Origin of the sequence: Flavonifractor sp. An112, assembly GCF_002161085.1 — a bacterium.
GTDB lineage: Bacteria > Bacillota > Clostridia > Oscillospirales > Oscillospiraceae > Flavonifractor > Flavonifractor avicola.
Genome location: NZ_NFLU01000004.1, coordinates 152,988 through 174,383, shown reverse-complemented (window position 1 = coordinate 174,383; position 21,396 = coordinate 152,988). Strand labels below are relative to the sequence as shown.

Below are 21,396 nucleotides of genomic sequence, written 5' to 3'. Positions count from 1 at the left end.
GGCGGCAGCCATTTTTTTGCGCTCAGACAGGATTTTTCCCGGCCCCGGGGGCGGCCCCCACGGTATAGCCGTTGACGGTGAGGTAGGCCACCTTGGCCCCCAGATCGTCAGTCACCTCCACGGCATAGAGGCAAGTGGTACGGCCGGCCTTCAGGCATCTGGCTTCAGCGATCAGGGTGCTCCCCCGGGCGGCGGAGAGAAAGCTGACCGACACCTGCTGGGTAACGGTGATACGGTCACTGAATCCGTTGGCAGCCACCGCAAAGGCAAAGTCGGCCAAGGTGAACACCGCGCCTCCCATAGGGGCGGAGTTGGCGTTCAGGTGAACCGGCCGGATGGGCATCACGCACACCGCCCGTCCGGGCCCGGCCTCCCGGATGGCAGCGCCGGCGGCCTCGGTGGCAAAACGGTCCCCTGCAAAGCGGCTCCGGATCTCATTCAGCTCAGGCATAGATCAATCTCCTTTCCTGCGACATCATCAGAGTAAAAACAAAAGGACATCCTTTCGGATGTCCTTTCATCTGGTGCGCGAGGCGGGACTTGAACCCGCACGTGCGTAATGCACACTAGAACCTGAATCTAGCGAGTCTGCCAATTCCACCACTCGCGCATTTGGCGTTGCGCTGTCGTTCAGCGCGAGATATATATTACCACGTCGAATCCAGGTTGTCAACACTCTTTTTCACTTTTTTTAAATTTCTTTTTATATCGATATTCGCTATTGACTTTGTATCGAATATCGCTATATAATGAAGCTGACAAAGGGGGGTGGTTACCATTGGCACGCAAGAAGCTGGAGACGCTGACGGAGCAGATGTTCTATGTATTGCTGGTCCTGCGGCAGGAGCGCCACGGCTACGGTATCATGCAGTCCATCACCGCCCTCACCAATGGCCGGGTGAACGTGGGAGCCGGTACCCTGTACGCCCTGCTGGAGCGATTTGAAAAGGATGGTTTGATCCTGCTCACCCGGACGGAACTCAACCGGAAATACTATCAGCTTACCCCCCAGGGAGACAAGGTGCTTCAGGACGAGTACCAGCGCATCCGCCAGCAGGCGGCGGATATGGAACAGGTATTGCGTGAGGAGGAAACGACATGAAGCGGAAATGGACGCTCTTTGCCTATCCTGTCATGGACATCAAGGCGGCGGAGGCTATGCTCAACCGCCGGGCTGAAGAAGGCTGGCGGCTGGAAAAGCTGTGGCTCAACTTGCTGGCCCGCTTTGTTCCGGCGGAGAAGCCGGTGACCTACAGTCTGGACTGGTACGACCCCGCTCGGGAGGATGGGCCGGACTACCTCCGTCTGCTGGCCGACGCCGGGTGGTATCAGGCGGCCCAGACCGGCTACTGAAACATCTATGAGGCCCCGGCGGGCACACCTCCCATCCAGACAGACGGTGAACTGGAGTACCGGCGGTTCCGGAAAAAATCCCTTCACCGTATGATGTTCGGCTGGGCGGTCTGCCTGATCTGTTTTCTGCTGCTGCCCCTGTTGGGCGTGGCCACCAACTGGACAGGTACAGGGACGGCCCTGCTCTTCTGGGTATGGATTCTTACCAGGTACAACACTGCGGCGCTGGTCTTTCTGTGTCTGCCCCTCCTGTTGGCCGGAGGACTGCTGTGGTCCGGACGGCTGCTGCTGCGGCTGATCCAGTGGCGGCAGGCGGCAAGTGCAGGCCTCCCCTTCCCCACGCCAGGACCTAAAAGCGCCATGGCGGCCCGCCTGCTGGTGGTGCTGGGCTGCCTGCTGATCCCCCTTTTCCTCCTGGCTCTGCTGCTGGATGTGAATGCCGGAGTATACTCCCGTGCATGGATGGTTGGCAGTGTCATCGGCGCTCTCCTCTACGGCCTGCTCAAACAGGGTCCGGAGTACCGGCGGGCCCGGCGGGGAAACTGGATCATGGCCGGGGGTGCGGCGGTTCTGCTGGCAGTCAGTCTGCTGCCCCTGTCTCCCCTGACCGCCCGGCTCCAGGTGGCTCCTCCCCTGGCAGAACAGCGGCTCCTGCCAACAGCGGAGGCCACCTTCCGGGAGGACAGCGCCACTTTCCTGGCCGCCCACACGGAATGGACCGAGTGGTGGTCGCCGGATGGGACAGATTACACGCTTGCGCTGGAGGGCCAGGGCTGGGTGCTGCCCTGGAACTGGCTGGCCAACGATGTGCAGAACGCATTGACAAAACAGAATATGTCCCCCCTCCCCGGCTATGACGGCGTATGGACTGACGGGGACAGCTACGTGCTCCGCCGGGGTAATACGATCCTGTGGGTGGAGAGCGGACCACCCGCCAGCCAGTGGCTGGATCAGGTACTCATTCATTTGGAGGCTTCCACGGCATGAAACAGGAGAAACAAACTTGTATCCGCTGGTTCCGCTACACTGTCGAGGACGCCAAAGCCGCTCAGGCGGAGCTGGACCAGCTGGCAGACAACGGCTGGGAGCTGGCGGAGCTGGGCATTTTCACCGCCGCCTTCCACCGCTCAGAGCAGCCCCGCCGCTGCTGGGTGGAGCCCGCTCGGTGGAAGAGCAGCAGCCGGAAGGACGAACAGTCCCGGGCGGATTATCTGGCCCTGTGTAATGAGGCAGGCTGGGATCTGTTGGATGAGGCAGGCGGTCTGTTCTATTTCCAGGCCAAACCCGGTACCCATCCCGCCCCCATTCAGACCGACGGCAGCATGGAATGGGAAGAGGTTTTAAAAAAGAGCCTTCGGAATCAGGCCAATACCTTTTTTTACTTGGTGATCTATTGGTCGGTCTATGGGGCAATCAACCTGTTCCGGGATCAGCCCCGGGTGTGGGAGATGTTTTTCTCCAACGGGGCTATGTTAGCTCAGCTGCTTCTGTTGGCATGGGCCGCCCTGGTACTGTATCTGGGGCTGCGTGTGGTCCGCTACCGGAGGAAATGCCGCCGGGCAGTGGAACATAACGCTCCCATACCGATTCCCAGCCGGAGCACTGCCCGATTCCGGGGCGCTGCACCCCTGTGCTATGCGCTCATAGCCTTGGGCATCGGGATCAGCCTTTTCATAAGTATCTCCGACAGCCATACAACCTTTGAAGGAGGCAGCACCCTGACCACTGGAGACTCCGTGTTCGGACAGACAGCAGAGTATCGCCGGTTCTCAGAGAAAGATGGGGATCTGTGGGTGGAATCCTATGACTGCCGCACAAGCTGGTTGGCCGGTATCATCTGTGACGATCTGCGGGCCATCGAGGGCGACCAGGGCCGCCTGGACCGCTATTTCCACCTGCACGACCCTGCAGCGCTGACCCAGGCGGAACTGGGCTACGACCAGGCCTGGACCTACCACTGGGACGAAGGCAACGGCCTGATCTTCCGGCAGGGGGACCGGGTGGTCCACATCGAGGCGGAAAAACTGAACCTTACGGATAACAATACAGTATCCTCCTTGCTGGGGGAATTGGACCGGTCCGCTTGCGCCCTTCTGGAATCTGTGATAGCATAGACAGGAAAACAGACGCAGGAGCGTGAACACCATGGAACAACTTCTTTTTATCAACGCCTGTGTGCGGGGTGAGCGGTCCCGCACCCTGAAGCTGGCCCGCCGGTTCCTGGAAAGCTGGCAGAAGGCCCACCCCGATGGAGCCGTCACCGAGGTGGACCTGTGCAAGGACCGTCCGGTACCTCAGTATCCCGAAGTGCTGGCGGAGCGGGATGAACTTTGGAACGCAGGCAAGCTGGACGATCCCATGTTCGACCTGGCCCACCAGTTTGCCGCCGCCGACCGCATTGTAGTCGCAGCCCCCTTCTGGGACCTGTCCTTCCCCGCCATCCTGAAGATCTATCTGGAGCGGATCTCGGTGACGAACATCACCTTCGGCTACGACGAGCAGGGCAACAACGTGGGCCTGTGCAAGGCGGGTAAGCTGCTGCTCATTACCACCCGGGGCGGCAACTTCTCTCTGCCTGAAACGGCATGGATGGAGATGGGCGCCCGGCAGCTGGAGGCTCTGTGCGCCATGTACGGCATCCCCTCCTTCCAGTGTCTGGCCGCCGAGGGACTGGATGACATCCGCAACGACAAAGAGGCCATTCTGGCCGAGGCCATGGGTCGGGCGGACGCCATGGCGGAGGTGTTTTAAGTGAAGAGCCGCATTCTCCTGCTTACCACCGGCGGCACCATCGCCTCCCTGCCCACCGACGACGGCCTGGCCCCCGGCCTGGATGGAGAGGAGCTGGCCGAGCTGCTCCCCCGGGGCGTTACCGACTCCTACGACATCACCATCCGGGACATCCTCCATCTGGACTCCTCCAACATCCAGCCCGAGGAGTGGCAGACCATCGCCCGCCACGTCTTTGAGCAGCGGGGCGCCTATGACGGTATCGTCATCACCCACGGCACCGACACTATGGCCTACACCGCCTCCATCCTGTCCTTCATGCTCCGGGGCATCTCCATCCCGGTGGTACTCACCGGGGCTCAGCTGCCCATGACCCACCCTCTCAGCGACGGCATGGAGAACCTGCGCACCGCTCTGGCTATGGCAGCCTCCGGTGTGGCTGGTGTATTCCTGGCCTTCGACCGGAAGGTGATTTTGGGCTGCCGGGCGGTCAAGACCCGTACCACCGACTTTGATGCCTTCGAGAGCGTCAACTGGCCCCTGGCCGCCTCGGTGGACGGCAAAGGCCTTCAGATCCACCGGGAGGCCATCCCCACCACCGCCGGGGCCTGTACCCTGCGGGACAGGCTGTGCGACAAGGTATTTCTCATCAAGCTCACCCCCGGCCTGGACCCGGAGATCTTTGATATGCTCCTCCAGATGCACTACCGGGGCATCGTTATTGAGGCCTTCGGTGCGGGCGGGCTCCACTTCGTCCGCCGGGACCTGATTTCCAAGCTCCAGACTGCCGCCCAGGCGGGCATGACGGTGGTGGTATGCAGCCAGTGCCTGTACGAGCCCAGCGACTTCTCGGTGTACGAGGTGGGCCAGAAGGTGCTGGCCCAGGGGGTCATCCAGGGCCGGGACATGACCACCGAGGCGGCGGTCACCAAGCTCATGTGGGTATTGGGCCAGACTGACGACCCGGAGATCATCCGGGACTACATGGAGCGCTCCCTGGCGGGAGAAATGGCATAACACAGCAAACGGGCGTACCGCACAAGGCGGCACGCCCGTTTTTTCTTAACTAACCAGAGCCTTGCCCAGATCCCGGCAGGCGTCGGCGGCGTCGGCATTGGGGGCCTCGTGGGCAATCACCGGCTCGTCGGCCAGCTTGCACCCCAGGTCCTCGCACTCCTCCGCCCAGGTACGCATCCATTCGCCGTCTCCCCAGCCGTAGGAGCCAAAGAGGCCGATGGTCTTGCCCCCCAGGCTGCCCTTAACGGCGTCAAACATGGGCTGGAACTCCCCTTCCTCCAGCTGCTCGGCCCCCATAGAGGGACAGCCGAAGGCGATGGCATCGTAGCCGCTCACCAGATCAGGAGTAAAGAGGGTGGGCGGCAGCAGGTCGGCCCGACCGCCGGCAGCCACGATGCCCTCCTCCACCAGCTTGGCCATGGCCTCGGTGTTGCCGGTGCCGCTCCAATAAACCACTGCGATCTTGCTCATCTGAATCTTCCTTTCTGAATCATCTTACTTATGCCGCCACGGTCAGCTGTCTCAGGGTAGCCCCTGCCGCAAACCGGCGGCGGTAAACATTGGTACACTCCTTGAACCGGCGGAACTGCCGCTGGGCCTCTCTGGGATCGCCGTAGCACTTCCAACAGCCGCAGAGGGTAAAGTTCTTCCCCTTGTGGCGGATGAAGCCCTTCACGTCGGAGAGCGGATAGCCCAGGAACACCCCGATTTCATGGGGGAACTCCCCCTCCAGGCACAAACGGGCGGCCAGCTGACGCAGGCAGCCCCGGCTCTCCGTCCAGGGTTCATACCCCATCTCCCGGAGAAAGTCCCGGTGATCCGGTTGATCCAGCAGCCCCGCCAGGGCCTCCTTCCGGTAGAGATAGACCAGATAGGCCCCTGTCCTCCGGCAGCCCTTCAGCAGGGTGAGCACCAGTCCCCGCTCCTCCAGCTCCCGGCGGCAGGCAAGAAATTCCCCGGCAAAGTCTCCCCCCTCCTCCGGCTGGTACCGAAACAGGCTGGCGGGCTTCAGCCCCGCCAGGGTGGGAGAGCCATGTTCAACAAGGGCGGCTTGCAGGGACATCTTTTGTGCTCCTTTCGAGGTTAGTATACGCTAACCAAATCGTTTTATTTTTGGTTAGCTATCACTAACCGCGTCATAAAAATACCATACTTCCCCTCCCCTGTCAACCCCTTTTTTGCGTTTCCCTCCGCTTGACGACAGCAGCCTGTCCTGCTACAATTTTCTTTAGCATGACAAAAGGAGCGAGTTGTTTGATGGTATCCCTCGCCCCCATGGAGGGGCTGACCACAGTTTACTACCGGCAGGCCCTGGCCCGCTGGTTCGGCGGGGTGGACCGGTACTTCACTCCCTTTCTGACTCCCACTCAGGACCACCGCTTTACCAAACGGGAATTACGGGAGATCCTGCAGGAGCACAACGGCGGCCTTCCCACGGTGCCTCAGCTGCTCACCCGAAACGCAGAGGACTTTCTTTGGGCGGCGGGAGAACTGGCCGCCATGGGCTACCAGGAGGTCAACCTGAACTTGGGCTGTCCCTCAGGCACGGTGGTGGCCAAGGGCAAGGGCTCCGGCTTTCTGGGCCATCCGGCGGAACTGGATGCCTTTCTGGAGGAGATTTTTTCAAAGGCCCCCTGCGCCCTCTCCATCAAGACCCGGATTGGCCTGAAGGACCCGGAGGAATTCCCCGCCCTGCTGGCTATCTACCGAAAATATCCCTTGGCGGAGCTGATCGTCCACCCTCGGGTACGGACGGATATGTATAAAAATACCCCTAGATGGGATTGCTTCGGGGCAGCGCTGGAGAACTCCCCCTTCCCGGTTTGCTACAATGGAGACATCTACACCCCTGATGACGCCGCCAGGCTCCAGGCCGCCTTCCCGGCGGCAGAACGGCTCATGCTGGGCCGGGGGCTAGCCGGAGACCCTGCCCTGGCCCGCCGCCTCAAGGGCGGTTCCGCCGCCAGCAAGATGGAACTGGCCGGGTTTGTGGACCAGGTGTATGAGAGCTATGCGGAAGCCTTTGGCAGCCGCCGCAACGCCATGCTGCGTATGAAGGAGGTCTGGTTCTACCTGATCCGCCTGTTTCTGGAGGGGGACAAGCTGTCCAAGGCCATCAAGAAGGCCCGGGACCCGCTGGACTACGAGTCTGCGGTACGCTCTGTCTTTTCCGACCTGGAACTCTCCCCCGTGCTCCGGCCCGACTGGTGAGGGCCATGGAATACTGGGTCTACATCCTCCGGTGTGCCGACAGCAGCCTGTACACCGGCACCGCCGCCGACGTAGACAAGCGGGTGGCGGTCCACAACTCCGGCAGAGGGGCCAAATACACCCGCTCCCGCCTGCCGGTGGAGGTGGTCTACCGGGAGGCCTGTCCTGACAAGGGGGCGGCTCTCCGGCGGGAATACGCCATCAAGCAGCTGCGCCGGCAGGACAAGCTGGCGCTCATCGCAGATTATCAAAGAAAGCTGGGATCTTTTATGAAAAAAGCGGCATTTATCGGCGCAGGCAACATGGGCGGCGCCCTCATTCAGGCGGCCTGCCAGGCCATTGGCCCGGACCAGGTGGTCATTACCGACCACGCCTACGCCAAGGCAGAGGAACTGGCCGGAAAGCTGGGCTGCACCGCGGTTCAGGACAACGGGGACGCCCTTCGGCAGGCCGAGTACGTCTTTCTGTGCGTCAAGCCCCAGGTGATGGAGGGGGTGGTGAAGGCCCTGGTCCCTGCCCTGCGGGAGAAGCCGGACACCGTACTGGTGACCATTGCCGCCGGTATTCAGATCGCCACCCTGCGGGGCTGGCTGGAAGACTGCTCCCCCGCCATCCTGCGGATCATGCCCAACACCCCCGCCTCCATTGGCATGGGGATGCTGGCCCTCACTGGCGAGCCGAATGCCAAGGAGGAACACTATCAGGCCGTGGAGGCCATTCTGGCCAAGGCGGGCCGGGTGGAACGGCTGGCGGAGGGTCAGATCGACGCCTTCTCCGCCGTGGCGGGCTGCGGTCCCGCCTTCGTCTATCCCTTCATTGAGGCTCTGGCCGACGGCGCGGTGAAGGTTGGTCTGCCCCGGCAGCAGGCCATGGTATACGCCGCCCAGATGGTGCTGGGCTCCGCCGCTATGGTGCTGGAGAGCGGCAAGCACCCCGGCCAGCTGAAGGATGAGGTGTGCTCCCCCGGCGGCTCTACCATCGCCGGTGTGGCCGCCCTGGAGGCCCGGGCCTTCCGCTCTGCCGCCATTGAGGCGGTGGAGGCTGCCTACCATAAGACGGTGGATCTGGGAAAAGTGTAATAACCCCACAAACAGAAAACCAGGGTGTGCCGTAGGGCACACCCTGGTTTTTTACGCTTATTCCGCTGTGATAACGGCCTTCTCCCCGTCCGACGTGGCGTGGATGGCGGAGATGGGATGGAGATAGCTGTCGATGAGCTTGGTAGCGATGTCGTCCTCCAGGTCCTTCTGGATCTGGCGGCGCAGGTTGCGGGCGCCGTAGGTCTGGGAGTAGGACTTGCGGACCAGGTGGTCCAGCAGAGCGTCGTCCCAGGTGAAGGTGATGCCCTTCTCCTTGAGGGTATCCCGCAGTTCGCCCAGCATGATGGCGGCGATGGCCTTGAAGTTGTCCTCAGTGAGCTTATTGAAGTAGACGATCTCGTCCACCCGGTTGATGAACTCAGGCCGCAGGAAGGACTCCAGCGCCTTCATGGCCCGCTCCCTCCCCTGCTGGTCTGCGGTGCGACCAAAGCCCACGCTGCCGGCGGAGGTGCGGGCGTCGCTGCCCGCGTTGGAGGTCATGACGATAACGGTGTTCTCAAAGTTCACGTTGCGGCCCTGAGCGTCGGTGATGTGTCCGTCGTCCAGGATCTGGAGCAGAATGTTGAGCACATCGGGGTGGGCCTTCTCAATCTCGTCGAAGAGGATGACGCAGTAGGGCTTGCGGCGCACCTTCTCGGTGAGCTGGCCCGCCTCGTCATAGCCCACATAGCCCGGGGGGGAGCCGATGATGCGGCTGACGGCAAACTTCTCCATGAACTCGCTCATATCCAGCCGGATGAGGGACTCGGGAGAGTGGAACATATCCATGGCCAGCCGCTTGACCAGCTCGGTCTTGCCCACGCCGGTGGAGCCCACAAAGATGAAGGACACGGGCTTGCGCTTGGAGGCGATGCCCACCCGGCCCCTGCGGACGGCGGCGGCCACGGCGTGGACCGCCTCGTCTTGGCCGATGAGGTGCTCTTTCAGCCGGTCTTCCAGCTTGGCCAGGCGCTCATACTCGGCCTCCTGGATCTGGCTGGCAGGGATCTTGGTCCACAGCTCAATGACCCGGGCCAGGTGCTCCACCGTCAGGGGCGGGGCGCTCTGGGCATCCAGCTTGCTCAGCTCGTCCTGGAGCTGGATCTCCCGGCTCTTGATAGAGGCCAGCCGTTCGTAGTCCTTGCTGCTGCCCTGGTCGGCCATCAGCTTCTCCCGTTCGGCAGCCAGGTTGTCCAGTTCCTTGCGGAAATTGGCCTGACGGCGTTCATTGGCCCCCAGGGCCTCGGTGGTGGCGGGGTTGCCCATAAGGGCATCGTGCTCGGCGGTGAGCTTGTTCAGCTCCCGGCGGATCTCGCCCTGGCGGCTCTCGTTGTTCTTGAGGGCGGTCTGGCGCTTGTAATCCCGGTCGTTGGCCTCCACCATCAGGTTCTCCCGCTCCTGACCCAGCTGCTCCAGTTCCTTCTTCACCTCCACCTCACGGGCCAGGGCCTTGTTGTGGAGGTTCACGTCGGAGCAGGCCTCGTCGATGAGGTCGATGGCCTTGTCAGGCAGGAACCGGTCGGTGATATACCGCTCGCTCATGGTCACCGCCAGGCGGCACATCTCAGGAGAGATGGAGACGAAGTGGTACTTTTCATAGTAGGGGGCGATGCCCTTGATGATCTTAATGCTGTCCTCAATGGAGGGCTCCTCCACCATCACCGGCTGGAACCGCCGCTCCAGAGCGGAATCCTTCTCGATGTACTTGCGGTACTCGGTGAGGGTGGTGGCGCCGATGACCTGGATCTCCCCCCGGCTGAGGGCGGGCTTGAGGATATTGGCGGCGTTCATAGACCCCTCGGCGTCGCCGGCGCCCACAATGTTGTGGACCTCGTCAATCACCAGAATGATGTTGCCCAGCTTCTTGATCTCCTCAATGAGGCCCTTCATGCGGCTCTCAAACTGGCCCCGGAACTGGGTACCTGCCACCAAGGCGGTCAGGTCCAGCAGGTAGACCTCCTTGTCCAGCAGCTTATAGGGTACGTCCCTCGCCCAGATTTTCTGGGCCAGGCCCTCGGCAATGGCAGTCTTGCCCACGCCGGGCTCACCGATGAGGCAGGGATTGTTCTTCTGCCGGCGGTTGAGGATCTGAATGGTGCGCTGGATCTCCTCGTCCCGGCCGATGATCTTGTCCAGCTTGCCCTCAGCGGCCTTCTGGGTCAGAGAGATACAGTAGTTCTCCAAAAACTTCCGCTTGGGGGGCTTATCGCCCTTCTTATCCTTGTCGGTGCGCTGGTCCCGGCTGTTGTCCCGCTCAGGGGGTTGGTTCTGGGGATTCTGGGCCCCGCCGCCGAACAGCTTATTCAGGAAGGGGAATGTGGCGGTCTTGCCCTCGTCCTCCTCGTCCTGGTCGCCGTCGTCGCTGGGCACCAGGCCTTCCATGCCCTCGGCTCCTCCGAAGGCGGACATCATCTCGTTGGTCAGTCCCTCCAGGTCCTCGTCGGTGATGCCCATCTTCTGCATCATATCTTCCACGGGCTTGATGCCCATTTCCTTGGCGCACTTGAGGCACAGCCCCTCACTCTTGGTGGTGCCGCCCTCCATCTTCTGAATGAAGATGACGGCTACATTCTTATGACATCTGGAACAAAGTGTGGGTTGCATATATGTTCAGCTCCTTTGACGGGGACGGCCCCGTACGGGCCCTCTCCCCGGAGAGATGATTCTAATCCGAAATTATGAACTGGGTATGAATCATGCCGGCTTTCTTTCCCGCATCATGCGGCAATATTGATAAATATACCCTGCCAGCGCCAGCAGCGTCAGTGCCAGAGCCCCGCCGATCATGGCGGTGCGCCCCGCTCTGGGGATGGCGGGGAACAGCATCAGGGCCACACACACCACAAAGAACACGCCGGTAGACAGCTTACCCAGCCAGTTGGAGGGGATCACATCCCCCAGACGGCGATACATGAGATAACCGCCGATGGCCATGCACAGCTCCTTGCAGAAGAACACGATCACTGCCCACAGGGGGATAATGCCATCCACTGTAATACAAATAATAACCGTAAAGGTCATCCACTTGTCAGCCGCAGGATCCAGAATGCGGCCCAGCTTGCTGACCTGATTGAAGTGGCGTGCGATCCAGCCATCGGCAATATCGGTGAGGAAGGCCACCAGATAGATGAGGGCCGCCCAGGTATGGGCGTCCGGCATGGGCTGGAAAAACGCCACCGCAAACACCGGCACCAGAAACAGCCGGAACAGGGACAGAATATTGGGGACTGTCATGTCGATTCACCTGAATTTCTCTCTTTTTCTCAGATCGCTGCCGGTTACACGCCGGAAAGCAGGCTCATAGGATTGGTGGTCATGAAGAATTTCAGCAGTACCGTGTGCTCCACCGTCTCCGCCGGGATCAGATTACCCATGAACTGGATGGCCCAGGCGGCGATAAACAGGATCAGGCAGCCCTGAAGCAGGCCAAACACGCCGCCCAGAGTCTTATTGAGGAAGTGGAGCACCGGCAGGCGGGCCACCAAATCCAAAGCCCGGCTTACAAGCTTCCACAGAATGAGAATAACCACAAAACCTACCAGGAACAGGATGAGATAGGCCGCTGACTGGGCGATGGCCGCCGCCACCTTAGCTGCGGCACTGGCGGCCACCTCGGTCATACCGTTCTCTACCGCCTGGTTGACGCTGTTGATCAGAGGCTCATAGAAACCCATGTCCCGCAGGGCGTTGAGCACGTCCTGAAGAGGCAGGGTATCCGGTGTGGGGGCCTCCTCCCCTGTCTGGCCGTTCTCCTCCAGGCTGGCCTGGATCTGCTGGTCCAGCTGCTCCTCAATGGCGGCAGCAAACTTGGGCTCCAGGGCGTCTGCCACCATGGGAGACAGGGTACGGGCCAGCACGCCGGCGCCGCCAAAGGCGATGAGCACGCCCACCAGGCCGCACAGGGACAAAACCAGTCCCCGCTTGATACCCAGCAGCACAAAGGCCGCCAGGATGGCCACAACGATCAGTTCAAATACGATTGCCATAGGGTTCCTCCGTGATTACTGGGGCAAATAGACCCGTGCGGTGTCGTTGCCGATGAGCAGCACACTGCCGTCGGAGCGCTGGAGCACCTTGCGGGCGCTCTGGGTCTCTTCCAGGGAATGATAGACCGACAGATCCTGGTCATAGATGTTCAGCTGATCGGCGGTCAGCAGACTGATATACCGCCCGGCCGCCGAGATGGACAGCACCTGCTCGTCCAGAGCCATGGTGGCCCGGGCCTCGCCCTGGGTGTCCACCACCACCAGCTCAGCGGTGCTGCCTGCCCGGTACTTGCCCAGCAGCAGAACGGCGGTGCCGTCTCCTGCCAGGGAAAAGCCCTTCAGATAGCGATCGGAATAGGAATAACTGCCCGTCAGGGCGGCGGAATCATCCAGATGATAGATCTCATCCTCACCCAGGGCCCAGATCCCGCTGTCGCCCCAGGTCATGTCCAGGATCACCTGGCCGCCCACCGTGCAGGTGGTCTGGGGAGAGGCATCGGAAGCGGCGCCGGCGGTGGGATAGAGCTCCACCTGACTGGTGAAGGTGCCGTCGGTGAGGCCCATGGTGAGCACCGCCACCGTACTGTTGTCCGGCGACAGGGCTGCATCCATGATAAAGCGGCTGGACAGGCTCACCTGCATCTGGGGCTGGAACTGACTGTCGTACACCGTAACCACGCCCTTATAACCGCTCTCCTGGGTCACCGTCACCATCCAGCCCTTCCCGTTTACATCGGCGGAGAGCACCTCTTCGTCCTCCGCCAGCTCCAGGGTAAAGGCCTCCTCCCGGTTCCGGCAGGCCAACAGAGTCTGGCCGCCGGCATCGTAGGCCAGAGCGGTGGACCCGGCGGCTACCGCAACCGGGTTTTCCATGGTGACTGTGCGGTCCACATACACCTGACCGCTGGCTGAATAGAGCCGCACACCGGTGGTGGAACACACCAGCAGATCGCCGTCCAGGCTGGCAAAGGTGCTGCTGCTGTCCCCGTCAAATGGGAAAGATTCAGCCTGTCCGCTGTCTCCTCGCTCCAGATCCCGGTAGGCAAACCACCGCTTGATGGAGTCAAAATTCAATTTATCATAGTTGACGATGAGGAAGATGGCGCCCAGTACCATGACCACGGTCAGCAGAAAGGCCAGCAGCCGCAGCACTGGATTGGGCCGCTTCTCCTTCTTGCGGGAGGGATTGGCGTCCTTGTCCTCGTTCAGTCTATGCGCCTTCTTGGAAATTATGTGGCGAGGCATTACAACACATCCTCATGGTACCATAGCTTTGTCATGTACAGGCCGCCGGCGGGCACCGTAGGACCTGCGGCGGTGCGGTTCCTGCCCTCCAGGATGGCGGGTACGTCGTCGGGAGAAAACTTACCCTCGGCGGCATAAACGCAGGTGCCCACCATGGCCCGCACCATGTTGTACAGGAAACCGTCGGCACACACCTTGCATTCGATCATCAGACCGCTGCGGGTGATATTGAAGTAGTGGACCGTCCGCACGGTGGTGCGGGTCTCGGTACCTACGCTGCGGACAGCGGCGAAGTCATGGGTACCCACAAAGTGGGAGGCCGCCCGCTGCATAATCCCCTCGTCCAGGTGCTTGGGATAAAACCAGGCCCGGTCTACATAGAAGGCGTTGCGGATGTGGGAGTTGTAGATCCGGTAGGTATACTCCTTCTTCAGGCAGGAGCCGATGGCGTTGAACTCGTCCGGCACCTCGGTGGCCTTCACCACTACGATGTCATCGGGCAGCCGGGTATTCACCGCCAGGGGCAGCCGGTCGCAGGGGATGCGGGAGGTGGTGCGGAAGTTGGCCACATAGGTCTCGGCGTGGACCCCGGCGTCGGTACGGCCTGCGCCGGTACACTTCACCGGATGGCCTACCACCGTGGCCAGGGCCTTTTCCAGAGTTTCAGCCACGGTAACGGCGTTCTTCTGGACCTGCCAGCCGTGGTAGGCCGTGCCCACATACATCAATCTTAACGCAATATTTCTCATAAGTCCTTCAGTAAACCTTAAATTTTGGTAAAAATTGTGGTCCCTTACCAACCGTAGTGAGCCAGCACGCCGATACCCACGCACAGAGCCACCGACAGCAGCAGGGAGAGAATGTCCACACCCTTCATCTTCAGCTGGCGCAGGCGGGTGCGTCCGCTGCCGCCGTGGTAGCACCGGCACTCCATGGCTACCGCCAGCTCGTCGGCCCGACGGAAGGCGGAAATAAACAGGGGCACCAGCAGGGGCACCAGGGCGCGGGCCTTGCGGATCAGGTTGCCGCTGTCGAAATCGGCGCCTCTGGCCTTCTGAGCGGACATGATCTTGTCGGTCTCCTCAATGAGGGTGGGGATGAACCGCAGGGCAATGGACATCATCATGGCCAGCTCGTGAATGGGTATCCGGATCACCTTCAGGGGGCTGAGCAGTTTCTCCAGGCCGTCGGTGAGCATGATGGGTGAGGTGGTGTAGGTCAGCAGGAAGGTGCAGGTGATGAGCATCATAATCCGCAGGATCATGAACACAGCCGCCCGGATGCCCTCCGCGTAGATGGTAAACACCCACCAGGACACCAGCGGTTCCCCCTCACCGGGGGTAAAGAACAGGTTTAGAATGGCGGTGATGAGGATAATGATGAAGATGGGCTTCATGCCCCGCAGGATGCTCTTGAGCCCCACCTTGGAAATGGCGATCAAGGCAGCCAGCAGCACCAGCAAAATGGCGTAGGTCACCACATTGGCAGCCAGAAACAGGGCTACGATATAGGCGATGGTACCGATCAGCTTGGTGCGGGGGTCCAGCCGGTGAATGATGGTCTTGCCCGGGAAGTACTGGCCCAGGGTAATGTCTTTCAGCGCCATTTACACCACCCCCTTCTCGTCAGAAGCAGCCTGCTCCATTCCATTTCCAGCCAGACCGGCTGAAAATTCCATATCCACAGGCTCCTTCTTCCTCTCCCCGCAAAGCCGCTGCCCGGCTTTGCGGGGGGCCCCATTGAGTTTGGCCAGAATCGCGTCCCTGGCCTGCTGGATGGTGTACACCGAGGGGTCGATGTCCACCCCCATGGCACGCAGCCGGTGGAACACCCGGGTCATGGCGGGCACACCCAGTCCCATACGCTCCAGCTCGTCCCCGTGGGCGAATACCTCCCGGGGAGCGCCGGAGAAGGGAATCTTGCCGTCGTTGACCACCACGATGCGGTCCACCGTCCGGGCCATCTCCTCCATAGAGTGGGAGACGATGATGATGGTGGCATTCTTGGCCACATGGTAGTCGTGGATGTTGCCCAGAATGGACTCCACGCCCACCGGGTCCAGGCCGGCGGTGGGCTCGTCCAGAATGAGCACCGAGGGCTCCATGGCAATGACGCCGGCAATGGCAACCCGGCGCTTCTGACCGCCGGAGAGCTCAAAGGGGGACTTCTCCAGAGTCTCCTCCTTCAGGCCCACGAACTGGGCGGCCTGCCGCACCCGGCGGTCGATCTCGTCGGGCTCCAGCCCCATGTTGCCGGGGCCGAAGGCAATATCCTTATAAACGGTCTCCTCAAAGAGCTGATACTCGGGGTACTGGAACACCAGTCCCACCTGGAAGCGGGTCTGGCGGGTACGCTCCTTGCTCTCCCAGATGTCCTTGCCCTCAAAGAGCACTCTGCCCGAGGTGGGCTTCAACAGGCCGTTGAGGTGCTGGATCAGGGTAGATTTGCCCGAGCCGGTGTGGCCAATGATGCCCAGGTACTCCCCGCGGTAGGCGGTAAAGTCCACGTCCACCAGGGCCCCGTGCTCAAAGGGGGTGCCGGCGGAATAGATATGACTCAGGCGCTCCGTCTGAATAATCGGTTCCAATTTGCTTCAGTCCTTTATCACAATGGTGCATTCCCCTTACGGGGTAACGCCCTGGTTCAGCAGCTGATACAACTCCTGGGCGCACTCCTCGTCGCTGAGGGCGTCCAGGGAGACGTCCACCCCTGCCTTTCGCAGCTCCCACAGAAGCTCGGTGGTCTCGGGGACAGTGAGACCCACTTCCTTCAGTGCCTCCACCTGCTTGAATACCTCACGGGGGGCGCCGTCGGCAATAACCTTGCCCTTGGACATAACCACCAGACGGTCGGCCTGGGCGGCCTCGTCCATGTGGTGGGTGATGAGTACCACCGTCACCCCGGAGGTACGGTTGAGCTCCTTGATGGTTTTCAGCACCTCGGAGCGGCCGATGGGGTCCAGCATGGCGGTGGGCTCGTCCAGCACGATGCATCGGGGCTGCATGGCGATGACGCCGGCGATGGCTACCCGCTGCTTCTGACCGCCGGAGAGCAGATGGGGGGCGTGCTCCCGGTACTCATACATCCCCACCGCCTTCAGGGCGTCGTCCACCCGGCGGCGGATCTCCTCCGGGGGTACTCCAAGATTCTCCGGAGCGAAGGCCACGTCCTCCTCCACCACGTTGGCAACGATCTGGTTGTCCGGGTTCTGGAACACCATGCCCACGGTACGCCGGATATCCATCAGTTTTTCCTCGTCGGCGGTATCCATACCGTCCACATAAACCTTGCCGCCGGTGGGCAGCAAAATGGCATTCATATGCTTGGCCAGGGTGGATTTCCCCGAACCGTTGTGGCCCAGTACCGCCACGAAGGTGCCCTCCTGGATCTGGAGGTCCACCCCGTCCAGCACCACCGGGGAAGGGCCCTCCTCCTCGTCATAGCGGAAGTGCAGGTCCTTTGTTTCAAGAATGGCTTGTCCCATAGCGTCTCCTTCTTAGTCGCAGATCCATCGTCCGGTAGCACCGCAGGGCAGCGCCAGGCCGGTAGCGGTTACCGGCAGACCCAGCTCCTGGCTCTCAGTATGGCCGCCGTATTTCCGGGCCACCAGTGTCTCCAGCAGGTAGGTGAGTACCGAGGGGGCAAGGCCGGTGGTATAGGAGTTGATGAGGAAGAACAGGGTGTTGTCCGACAGCACCCCGGTCACCAGCTCCACAAAGGGGAACAGGTTCTCCTCCAGCTTCCAGATCTCGCCAGAGGGACCCCGTCCATAGGAGGGCGGGTCCATAATGACGGCATCGTACTTCCGTCCCCGGCGGATCTCCCGCTCCACGAACTTGCCGCAGTCATCCACGATCCAGCGGATGGGGGCGTCGGTGAGGCCGGAGGAGGCGGCGTTCTCCCGGGCCCAGCTCACCATACCCTTGGCAGCGTCCACATGGCACACACTGGCGCCCGCCGCGGCGCAGGCCACGGTGGCCCCGCCGGTGTAGGCAAACAGGTTGAGCACATTCACCGGCCGGCCAGCGGAGCGGATGCGCTCCATGGCAAAGTCCCAGTTGGCCGCCTGCTCGGGGAACAGGCCGGTGTGCTTGAAGTTCATGGGCTTAATATTAAAGGTAAGCTCCTTATAGCCCAGCGTCCACCGCTCGGGCAGGGCCTTTTTCACCCAGCGCCCGCCGCCGGTGGAGGACCGCTGGTACCGGGCGTCGTACCGGTTCCAGCCGGGATGCCGCCCTTCGGGGCGCCAAATAGCCTGGGGATCCGGGCGCACCAGAGTAAACTTGCCCCAGCGCTCCAGACGCTCCCCCCCGCCGCAGTCCAGCAGTTCATAATCTTTCCATCCGTCAGAGACCCACATAGTCATCCTCCCGGTCATTGTTGTCATAATCATCCTATTATATCATTCTACCCCTGTCGAGTCAACGAAAAGAGCGGATTGTGTTATGGAGAAAACTGTGTTAAAATAGGCATGAATTTGTGGAAATGAGGTGTCCCCTATGAGCGCCACAGAGCTTCAGTTTCGTACCGCCACCTTCGGCGGTTTCCAGAAGCAGGATGTGCTGAGTTATATTGAATCCTCCAACCAGACCCACTTGGAAAAGCTGGCCCAGCTTCAGCGGGAGCGGGATGAGCTGGCGGCCGAAAAGGAGGAGCTGGCGGCGCAGGCCGGACAGGCCAAAGAGCAGGCTGAGACGCTGGCCAAAGAAAAGGAGGCCCTGACTGCCCAGCTGGATGAGGCACGCAAAGAAGCGGACGCGCTGCGGGCCCAGCTGGCTCAGGTCCGTGGAGAGGCCGAGCAGACCGCCGCTCAGCTGACCGACGCCAATGCCCGCCTGGCTCAGGCCGAGCGCGACGCCGCCGCCTACCAGCAGGTAAAGGACCGCACCGCCGGCATCGAACTCGAGGCCCACTGCCGGGCTCAGGAGGTACAACAGGAGGCGGAGGAAAAGGTCCGTCGGGCCCACACCGAGGTCACTCAGTGGCTCCATAAGGTGCAGGCAGGCTATGACCTGCTGCGCTCGGATATGGACGGGGCCATCTCCCGCACCGGTCAGGAGCTGGACAAGCTGCACCAGATGCTGGAGCAGCTGTCCTCCAACTTCAGCAGTCAGGACGAGCACCTGCGCAAGCTGGCTCAGGACTGCGCGGATCAATTTGCGCCCCCCGCGCCCCTGCCCCTGGACGAGAAATAAAAACCCCGCCGCGCGGGCATGGGGGCTGTTGCAGTCTGCTGCAACAGCCCCTTCTGTTGTCCGGCGGCGTCAGTCTGTTTTTTGTGGAAGGAGTGCATCCCTTTGGCAAAATCCTCCGGACCCCGCACCAAAGTTACAGTCAAAACATCGGCCCGTATGTCCAAAAAAGGTCCGCTCAGCCCTGAGGCTCTGCGGAAACTGGACGCCTGGTGGCGGGCTTCCAATTACCTGGCCGCCGGCCAGCTCTATCTGCGGGACAACCCCCTGCTCCGTACTCCTCTGAAGCCGGAGCACCTGAAGCACACCCCAGTGGGACACTGGGGCACAGTACCAGGCCAGAACTTTATCTATACTCACCTCAACCGGGTCATCACCAAGTACGATCTGAACATGATCTACGTCTGCGGCCCCGGCCACGGTGGTTCCGCCGTGCTGGCCCAGACCTATCTGGAGGGGACCTACAGCGAAGTCTACCCCAACGTAAGCCAGGATGAGGAGGGAATGCGCAAGCTCTTCCAGCAGTTCTCCTTCCCTGGCGGCGTGGGCAGCCACTGTGCCCCAGACACCCCCGGCTCCATCAACGAGGGCGGCGAGCTGGGTTACTCTCTGGCCCACGCCTTTGGCGCCGTCATGGACAACCCGGACCTGATCGCCGCCTGCGTGGTGGGCGACGGCGAGGCCGAGACCGCCCCTCTGGCTGCCGCCTGGCACGGCAACAAGTTCCTAGACCCGGTGGGAGACGGGGCGGTGCTCCCCATTCTGCACCTCAACGGCTACAAGAACGCCACCCCCTCCCTCTTCGCCCGTATCTCCGCCGAGGAAGTGGAGGACTTCTTCAAGGGCTGCGGCTGGACCCCCCGTTTCGTGGAGGGAGATGACCCGGCCCAAATGCACCAGAAGATGGCGGCTGCCCTGGACTGGGCGGTGCGTGAGATCCAGCGCATCCAGGAGAGCGCCCGTTCCTTCGGGGAGACCGAGCGTCCCCGTTGGCCCATGGTGGTGTTTCGTTCTCCCAAGGGCTGGACCTGTCCCAAAGAGGCGGATGGGGTAGCCCTGGAGGGCACCAGCCGGGTCCACCAGCTGCCTCTGGCGGTGGACGATGCCCACCCGGAGCGCTTGCCGATTCTGGAGGAGTGGCTGCGCTCCTATCATCCGGAGGAACTCTTTGACGAAGCGGGGGCACCCATCCCTGCTCTGCGGGCTATGGCTCCCCAGGGAGAACGGCGAATGGGCTCCAACCCCCACGCTAACGGCGGTCTGCTGCTGCGTGACCTGCGCACCCCCGATTTCTCCAAATACGCGGTGGAGGTCCCCGCCCCCGGCGAGGCGGAGGCGGAGGACATGGCCGAGCTGGGCAAGTACGTCAAGGACGTGCTCAAGCTGAACCAGAAGGCCAAAAACTTCCGTATCTTCTCCCCGGACGAAACCATGAGCAACAAGCTGTGGGCTGCCCTGGAGGCCAGTGACCGCCGGTGGAATGCCGACCGGCTGCCCTCCGATGAGGGACTGTCCCCCAGCGGGCGCATTCTGGACGGGATGCTGTCCGAGCATATGTGCCAGGGCTGGCTGGAGGGCTATCTGCTCACCGGCCGTCACGGTTTCCTCAACAGCTATGAGGCCTTTATCCGCATCGTGGACTCCATGGTGAGCCAGTATGCCAAGTGGCTCAAGGTGGCCGGTCCCCTGCCCTGGCGGCAGGACATCGCCTCCCTCAACTATGTGCTGTCCTCCAACGTGTGGCAGCAGGATCAGAACGGCTTCACCCACCAGGACCCCGGTTTCCTGGATCATGTGGCCAACAAGAAGGCGGACGTGGTGCGGCTCTACCTGCCCCCCGATGCCAACTGCCTGCTGTCCTGCTTCGACCACTGTATCAAGAGCCGCAACTATATCAATGTGCTGGTGACCTCCAAGCACCCCCGGCCCCAGTGGCTCACCATGGATGAGGCCATCAAGCACTGCACCCACGGCATTGGCATCTGGCAGTGGGCCTCCAACGACCAGGGGGCCGAGCCTGACGCGGTGCTGGCCTGCTGCGGTGAGACGCCCACACTGGAGACCCTGGCTGCCGTCACCATCCTGCGGCGCTATCTGCCCGAGCTGAAGGTGCGGGTGGTCAACGTGGTGGATCTGATGAAGCTGCAGCCCCACACCGAGCACCCCCACGGTCTCACCGATGAGGACTACGATGTGCTCTTCACCACCGATAAGCCCATTATCTTTGCCTTCCATGGCTATGCTTCCCTGGTCCATGAGCTGACCTACCGGCGGCACAACAAGAACCTTCACGTCCGGGGCTATAAGGAAGAGGGCGGCCTCACCACCCCCTTTGATATGCGGGTGCAGAACAACATCGACCGCTTCGACCTGGTTATCGACACCGTCAAGCGGCTGCCCCAGCTGGGTAACCGTGGTGCCTTCCTCATCCAGCTGATGAAGGACAAGCTGGTGGAACACCGGCAGTACATCACCGCCCACGGCCAGGATATGCCCGAGATTCGGGACTGGAGATGGAACGGCGGCGCAGGGATCTGATCCACCTTGCCAAAGGGCCCGTTCTGTGCTAATCTTATAGAAATA

The 21,396-nt window shown here is 61.6% G+C and carries 22 protein-coding genes and 1 tRNA gene; 10 read left to right on the top strand and 13 right to left on the bottom strand.

What is annotated here, in order from left to right; genetic code table 11:
* Positions 1 to 22 precede the first annotated feature (22 nt).
* A complete protein-coding gene (locus tag B5E56_RS05315) occupies positions 23 to 451 on the bottom strand; it encodes a PaaI family thioesterase (protein WP_087187116.1) in 429 nt (142 codons plus the stop codon).
* 71 nt (positions 452 to 522) lie between these two features.
* A tRNA-Leu gene (locus B5E56_RS05310) sits at positions 523 to 610 on the bottom strand.
* A 168-nt stretch (positions 611 to 778) separates the two neighbouring features.
* On the opposite strand from B5E56_RS05310, the gene B5E56_RS05305 reads away from it, so the two are divergent.
* The 6 genes from B5E56_RS05305 (at position 779) to B5E56_RS05280 (ending at position 5,100) form a co-directional block, all read left to right on the top strand.
* Positions 779 to 1,102 carry a PadR family transcriptional regulator gene (locus B5E56_RS05305; RefSeq protein WP_087187117.1) on the top strand — a complete coding sequence of 108 codons (324 nt, stop codon included), beginning with the start codon at positions 779 to 781 and terminating at the stop codon, positions 1,100 to 1,102.
* Positions 1,099 to 1,353 carry a DUF2812 domain-containing protein gene (locus B5E56_RS05300; RefSeq protein WP_087388934.1) on the top strand — a complete coding sequence of 85 codons (255 nt, stop codon included), beginning with the start codon at positions 1,099 to 1,101 and terminating at the stop codon, positions 1,351 to 1,353. The genes B5E56_RS05305 and B5E56_RS05300 overlap by 4 nt, the downstream gene beginning before the upstream one ends.
* 90 nt (positions 1,354 to 1,443) lie before the next feature.
* Complete coding sequence (locus tag B5E56_RS05295) at positions 1,444 to 2,340, top strand: hypothetical protein (protein WP_087388933.1); 897 nt, start codon at positions 1,444 to 1,446, stop codon at positions 2,338 to 2,340.
* Positions 2,337 to 3,467, top strand: coding sequence for a DUF2812 domain-containing protein (locus tag B5E56_RS05290; RefSeq protein ID WP_087266199.1), 1,131 nt, complete (start codon positions 2,337 to 2,339; stop codon positions 3,465 to 3,467). The genes B5E56_RS05295 and B5E56_RS05290 overlap by 4 nt, the downstream gene beginning before the upstream one ends.
* A gap of 31 nt (positions 3,468 to 3,498) precedes the next feature.
* Positions 3,499 to 4,104: an FMN-dependent NADH-azoreductase gene (locus B5E56_RS05285; protein WP_087388932.1), complete on the top strand. Its 606-nt coding sequence runs from the start codon at positions 3,499 to 3,501 to the stop codon at positions 4,102 to 4,104.
* Positions 4,105 to 5,100 carry an asparaginase gene (locus B5E56_RS05280; protein WP_087388931.1) on the top strand — a complete coding sequence of 332 codons (996 nt, stop codon included), beginning with the start codon at positions 4,105 to 4,107 and terminating at the stop codon, positions 5,098 to 5,100.
* A 45-nt stretch (positions 5,101 to 5,145) separates the two neighbouring features.
* On the opposite strand, the gene B5E56_RS05275 is transcribed toward B5E56_RS05280, so the two are convergent.
* Positions 5,146 to 5,571, bottom strand: a complete 426-nt coding sequence (locus tag B5E56_RS05275; RefSeq protein ID WP_087388930.1) for a flavodoxin — start codon at positions 5,569 to 5,571, stop codon at positions 5,146 to 5,148.
* Between the two features lie 28 nt (positions 5,572 to 5,599).
* Positions 5,600 to 6,163 (bottom strand): DUF3793 family protein, encoded by a 564-nt coding sequence (locus B5E56_RS05270; protein ID WP_087388929.1) that lies wholly within the window; start codon positions 6,161 to 6,163, stop codon positions 5,600 to 5,602.
* A gap of 194 nt (positions 6,164 to 6,357) precedes the next feature.
* On the opposite strand from B5E56_RS05270, the gene B5E56_RS05265 reads away from it, so the two are divergent.
* Entirely contained in the window at positions 6,358 to 7,311 is a 954-nt protein-coding gene (locus tag B5E56_RS05265) for a tRNA dihydrouridine synthase (RefSeq protein WP_242958784.1), read from the top strand.
* Positions 7,312 to 7,316: 5 nt separating this feature from the next.
* The gene (proC, locus tag B5E56_RS05260) at positions 7,317 to 8,390 is read left to right on the top strand and encodes a pyrroline-5-carboxylate reductase (RefSeq protein WP_087388928.1); all 1,074 of its coding nucleotides are present in this window, start codon (positions 7,317 to 7,319) and stop codon (positions 8,388 to 8,390) included.
* A gap of 57 nt (positions 8,391 to 8,447) precedes the next feature.
* Here proC and B5E56_RS05255 read toward each other — a convergent pair whose 3' ends face one another.
* The 9 genes from B5E56_RS05255 to B5E56_RS05215 form a co-directional block, all read right to left on the bottom strand.
* Positions 8,448 to 10,994, bottom strand: coding sequence for an ATP-dependent Clp protease ATP-binding subunit (locus B5E56_RS05255; RefSeq protein ID WP_087388927.1), 2,547 nt, complete (start codon positions 10,992 to 10,994; stop codon positions 8,448 to 8,450).
* Between the two features lie 90 nt (positions 10,995 to 11,084).
* Positions 11,085 to 11,624, bottom strand: a complete 540-nt coding sequence (locus B5E56_RS05250) for a CDP-alcohol phosphatidyltransferase family protein (protein ID WP_087388926.1) — start codon at positions 11,622 to 11,624, stop codon at positions 11,085 to 11,087.
* Between the two features lie 44 nt (positions 11,625 to 11,668).
* Entirely contained in the window at positions 11,669 to 12,376 is a 708-nt protein-coding gene (locus tag B5E56_RS05245; protein ID WP_087266215.1) for a CvpA family protein, read from the bottom strand.
* A 15-nt stretch (positions 12,377 to 12,391) separates the two neighbouring features.
* Positions 12,392 to 13,621, bottom strand: coding sequence for a DUF5711 family protein (locus B5E56_RS05240; protein WP_087388925.1), 1,230 nt, complete (start codon positions 13,619 to 13,621; stop codon positions 12,392 to 12,394).
* Positions 13,621 to 14,370: a tRNA pseudouridine(38-40) synthase TruA gene (gene truA, locus B5E56_RS05235; protein ID WP_087388924.1), complete on the bottom strand. Its 750-nt coding sequence runs from the start codon at positions 14,368 to 14,370 to the stop codon at positions 13,621 to 13,623. The genes B5E56_RS05240 and truA overlap by 1 nt, the downstream gene beginning before the upstream one ends.
* 44 nt (positions 14,371 to 14,414) lie before the next feature.
* Positions 14,415 to 15,227, bottom strand: coding sequence for an energy-coupling factor transporter transmembrane component T family protein (locus B5E56_RS05230; protein WP_087388923.1), 813 nt, complete (start codon positions 15,225 to 15,227; stop codon positions 14,415 to 14,417).
* On the bottom strand, positions 15,228 to 16,208 hold the full coding sequence (locus B5E56_RS05225; protein ID WP_242958776.1) for an energy-coupling factor transporter ATPase: 981 nt from the start codon (positions 16,206 to 16,208) through the stop codon (positions 15,228 to 15,230).
* Between the two features lie 36 nt (positions 16,209 to 16,244).
* A complete protein-coding gene (locus B5E56_RS05220; RefSeq protein WP_087388922.1) occupies positions 16,245 to 17,105 on the bottom strand; it encodes an energy-coupling factor transporter ATPase in 861 nt (286 codons plus the stop codon).
* Between the two features lie 12 nt (positions 17,106 to 17,117).
* Positions 17,118 to 17,981, bottom strand: a complete 864-nt coding sequence (locus B5E56_RS05215; protein ID WP_087388921.1) for a class I SAM-dependent methyltransferase — start codon at positions 17,979 to 17,981, stop codon at positions 17,118 to 17,120.
* A gap of 139 nt (positions 17,982 to 18,120) precedes the next feature.
* Between B5E56_RS05215 and B5E56_RS05210 the strand changes: the two genes are divergently transcribed.
* Both B5E56_RS05210 and B5E56_RS05205 read left to right on the top strand, forming a co-directional pair.
* Positions 18,121 to 18,816, top strand: coding sequence for a hypothetical protein (locus B5E56_RS05210; protein ID WP_087388920.1), 696 nt, complete (start codon positions 18,121 to 18,123; stop codon positions 18,814 to 18,816).
* A 156-nt stretch (positions 18,817 to 18,972) separates the two neighbouring features.
* Positions 18,973 to 21,351, top strand: a complete 2,379-nt coding sequence (locus tag B5E56_RS05205; protein WP_164496872.1) for a phosphoketolase family protein — start codon at positions 18,973 to 18,975, stop codon at positions 21,349 to 21,351.
* Positions 21,352 to 21,396: the final 45 nt, after the last annotated feature.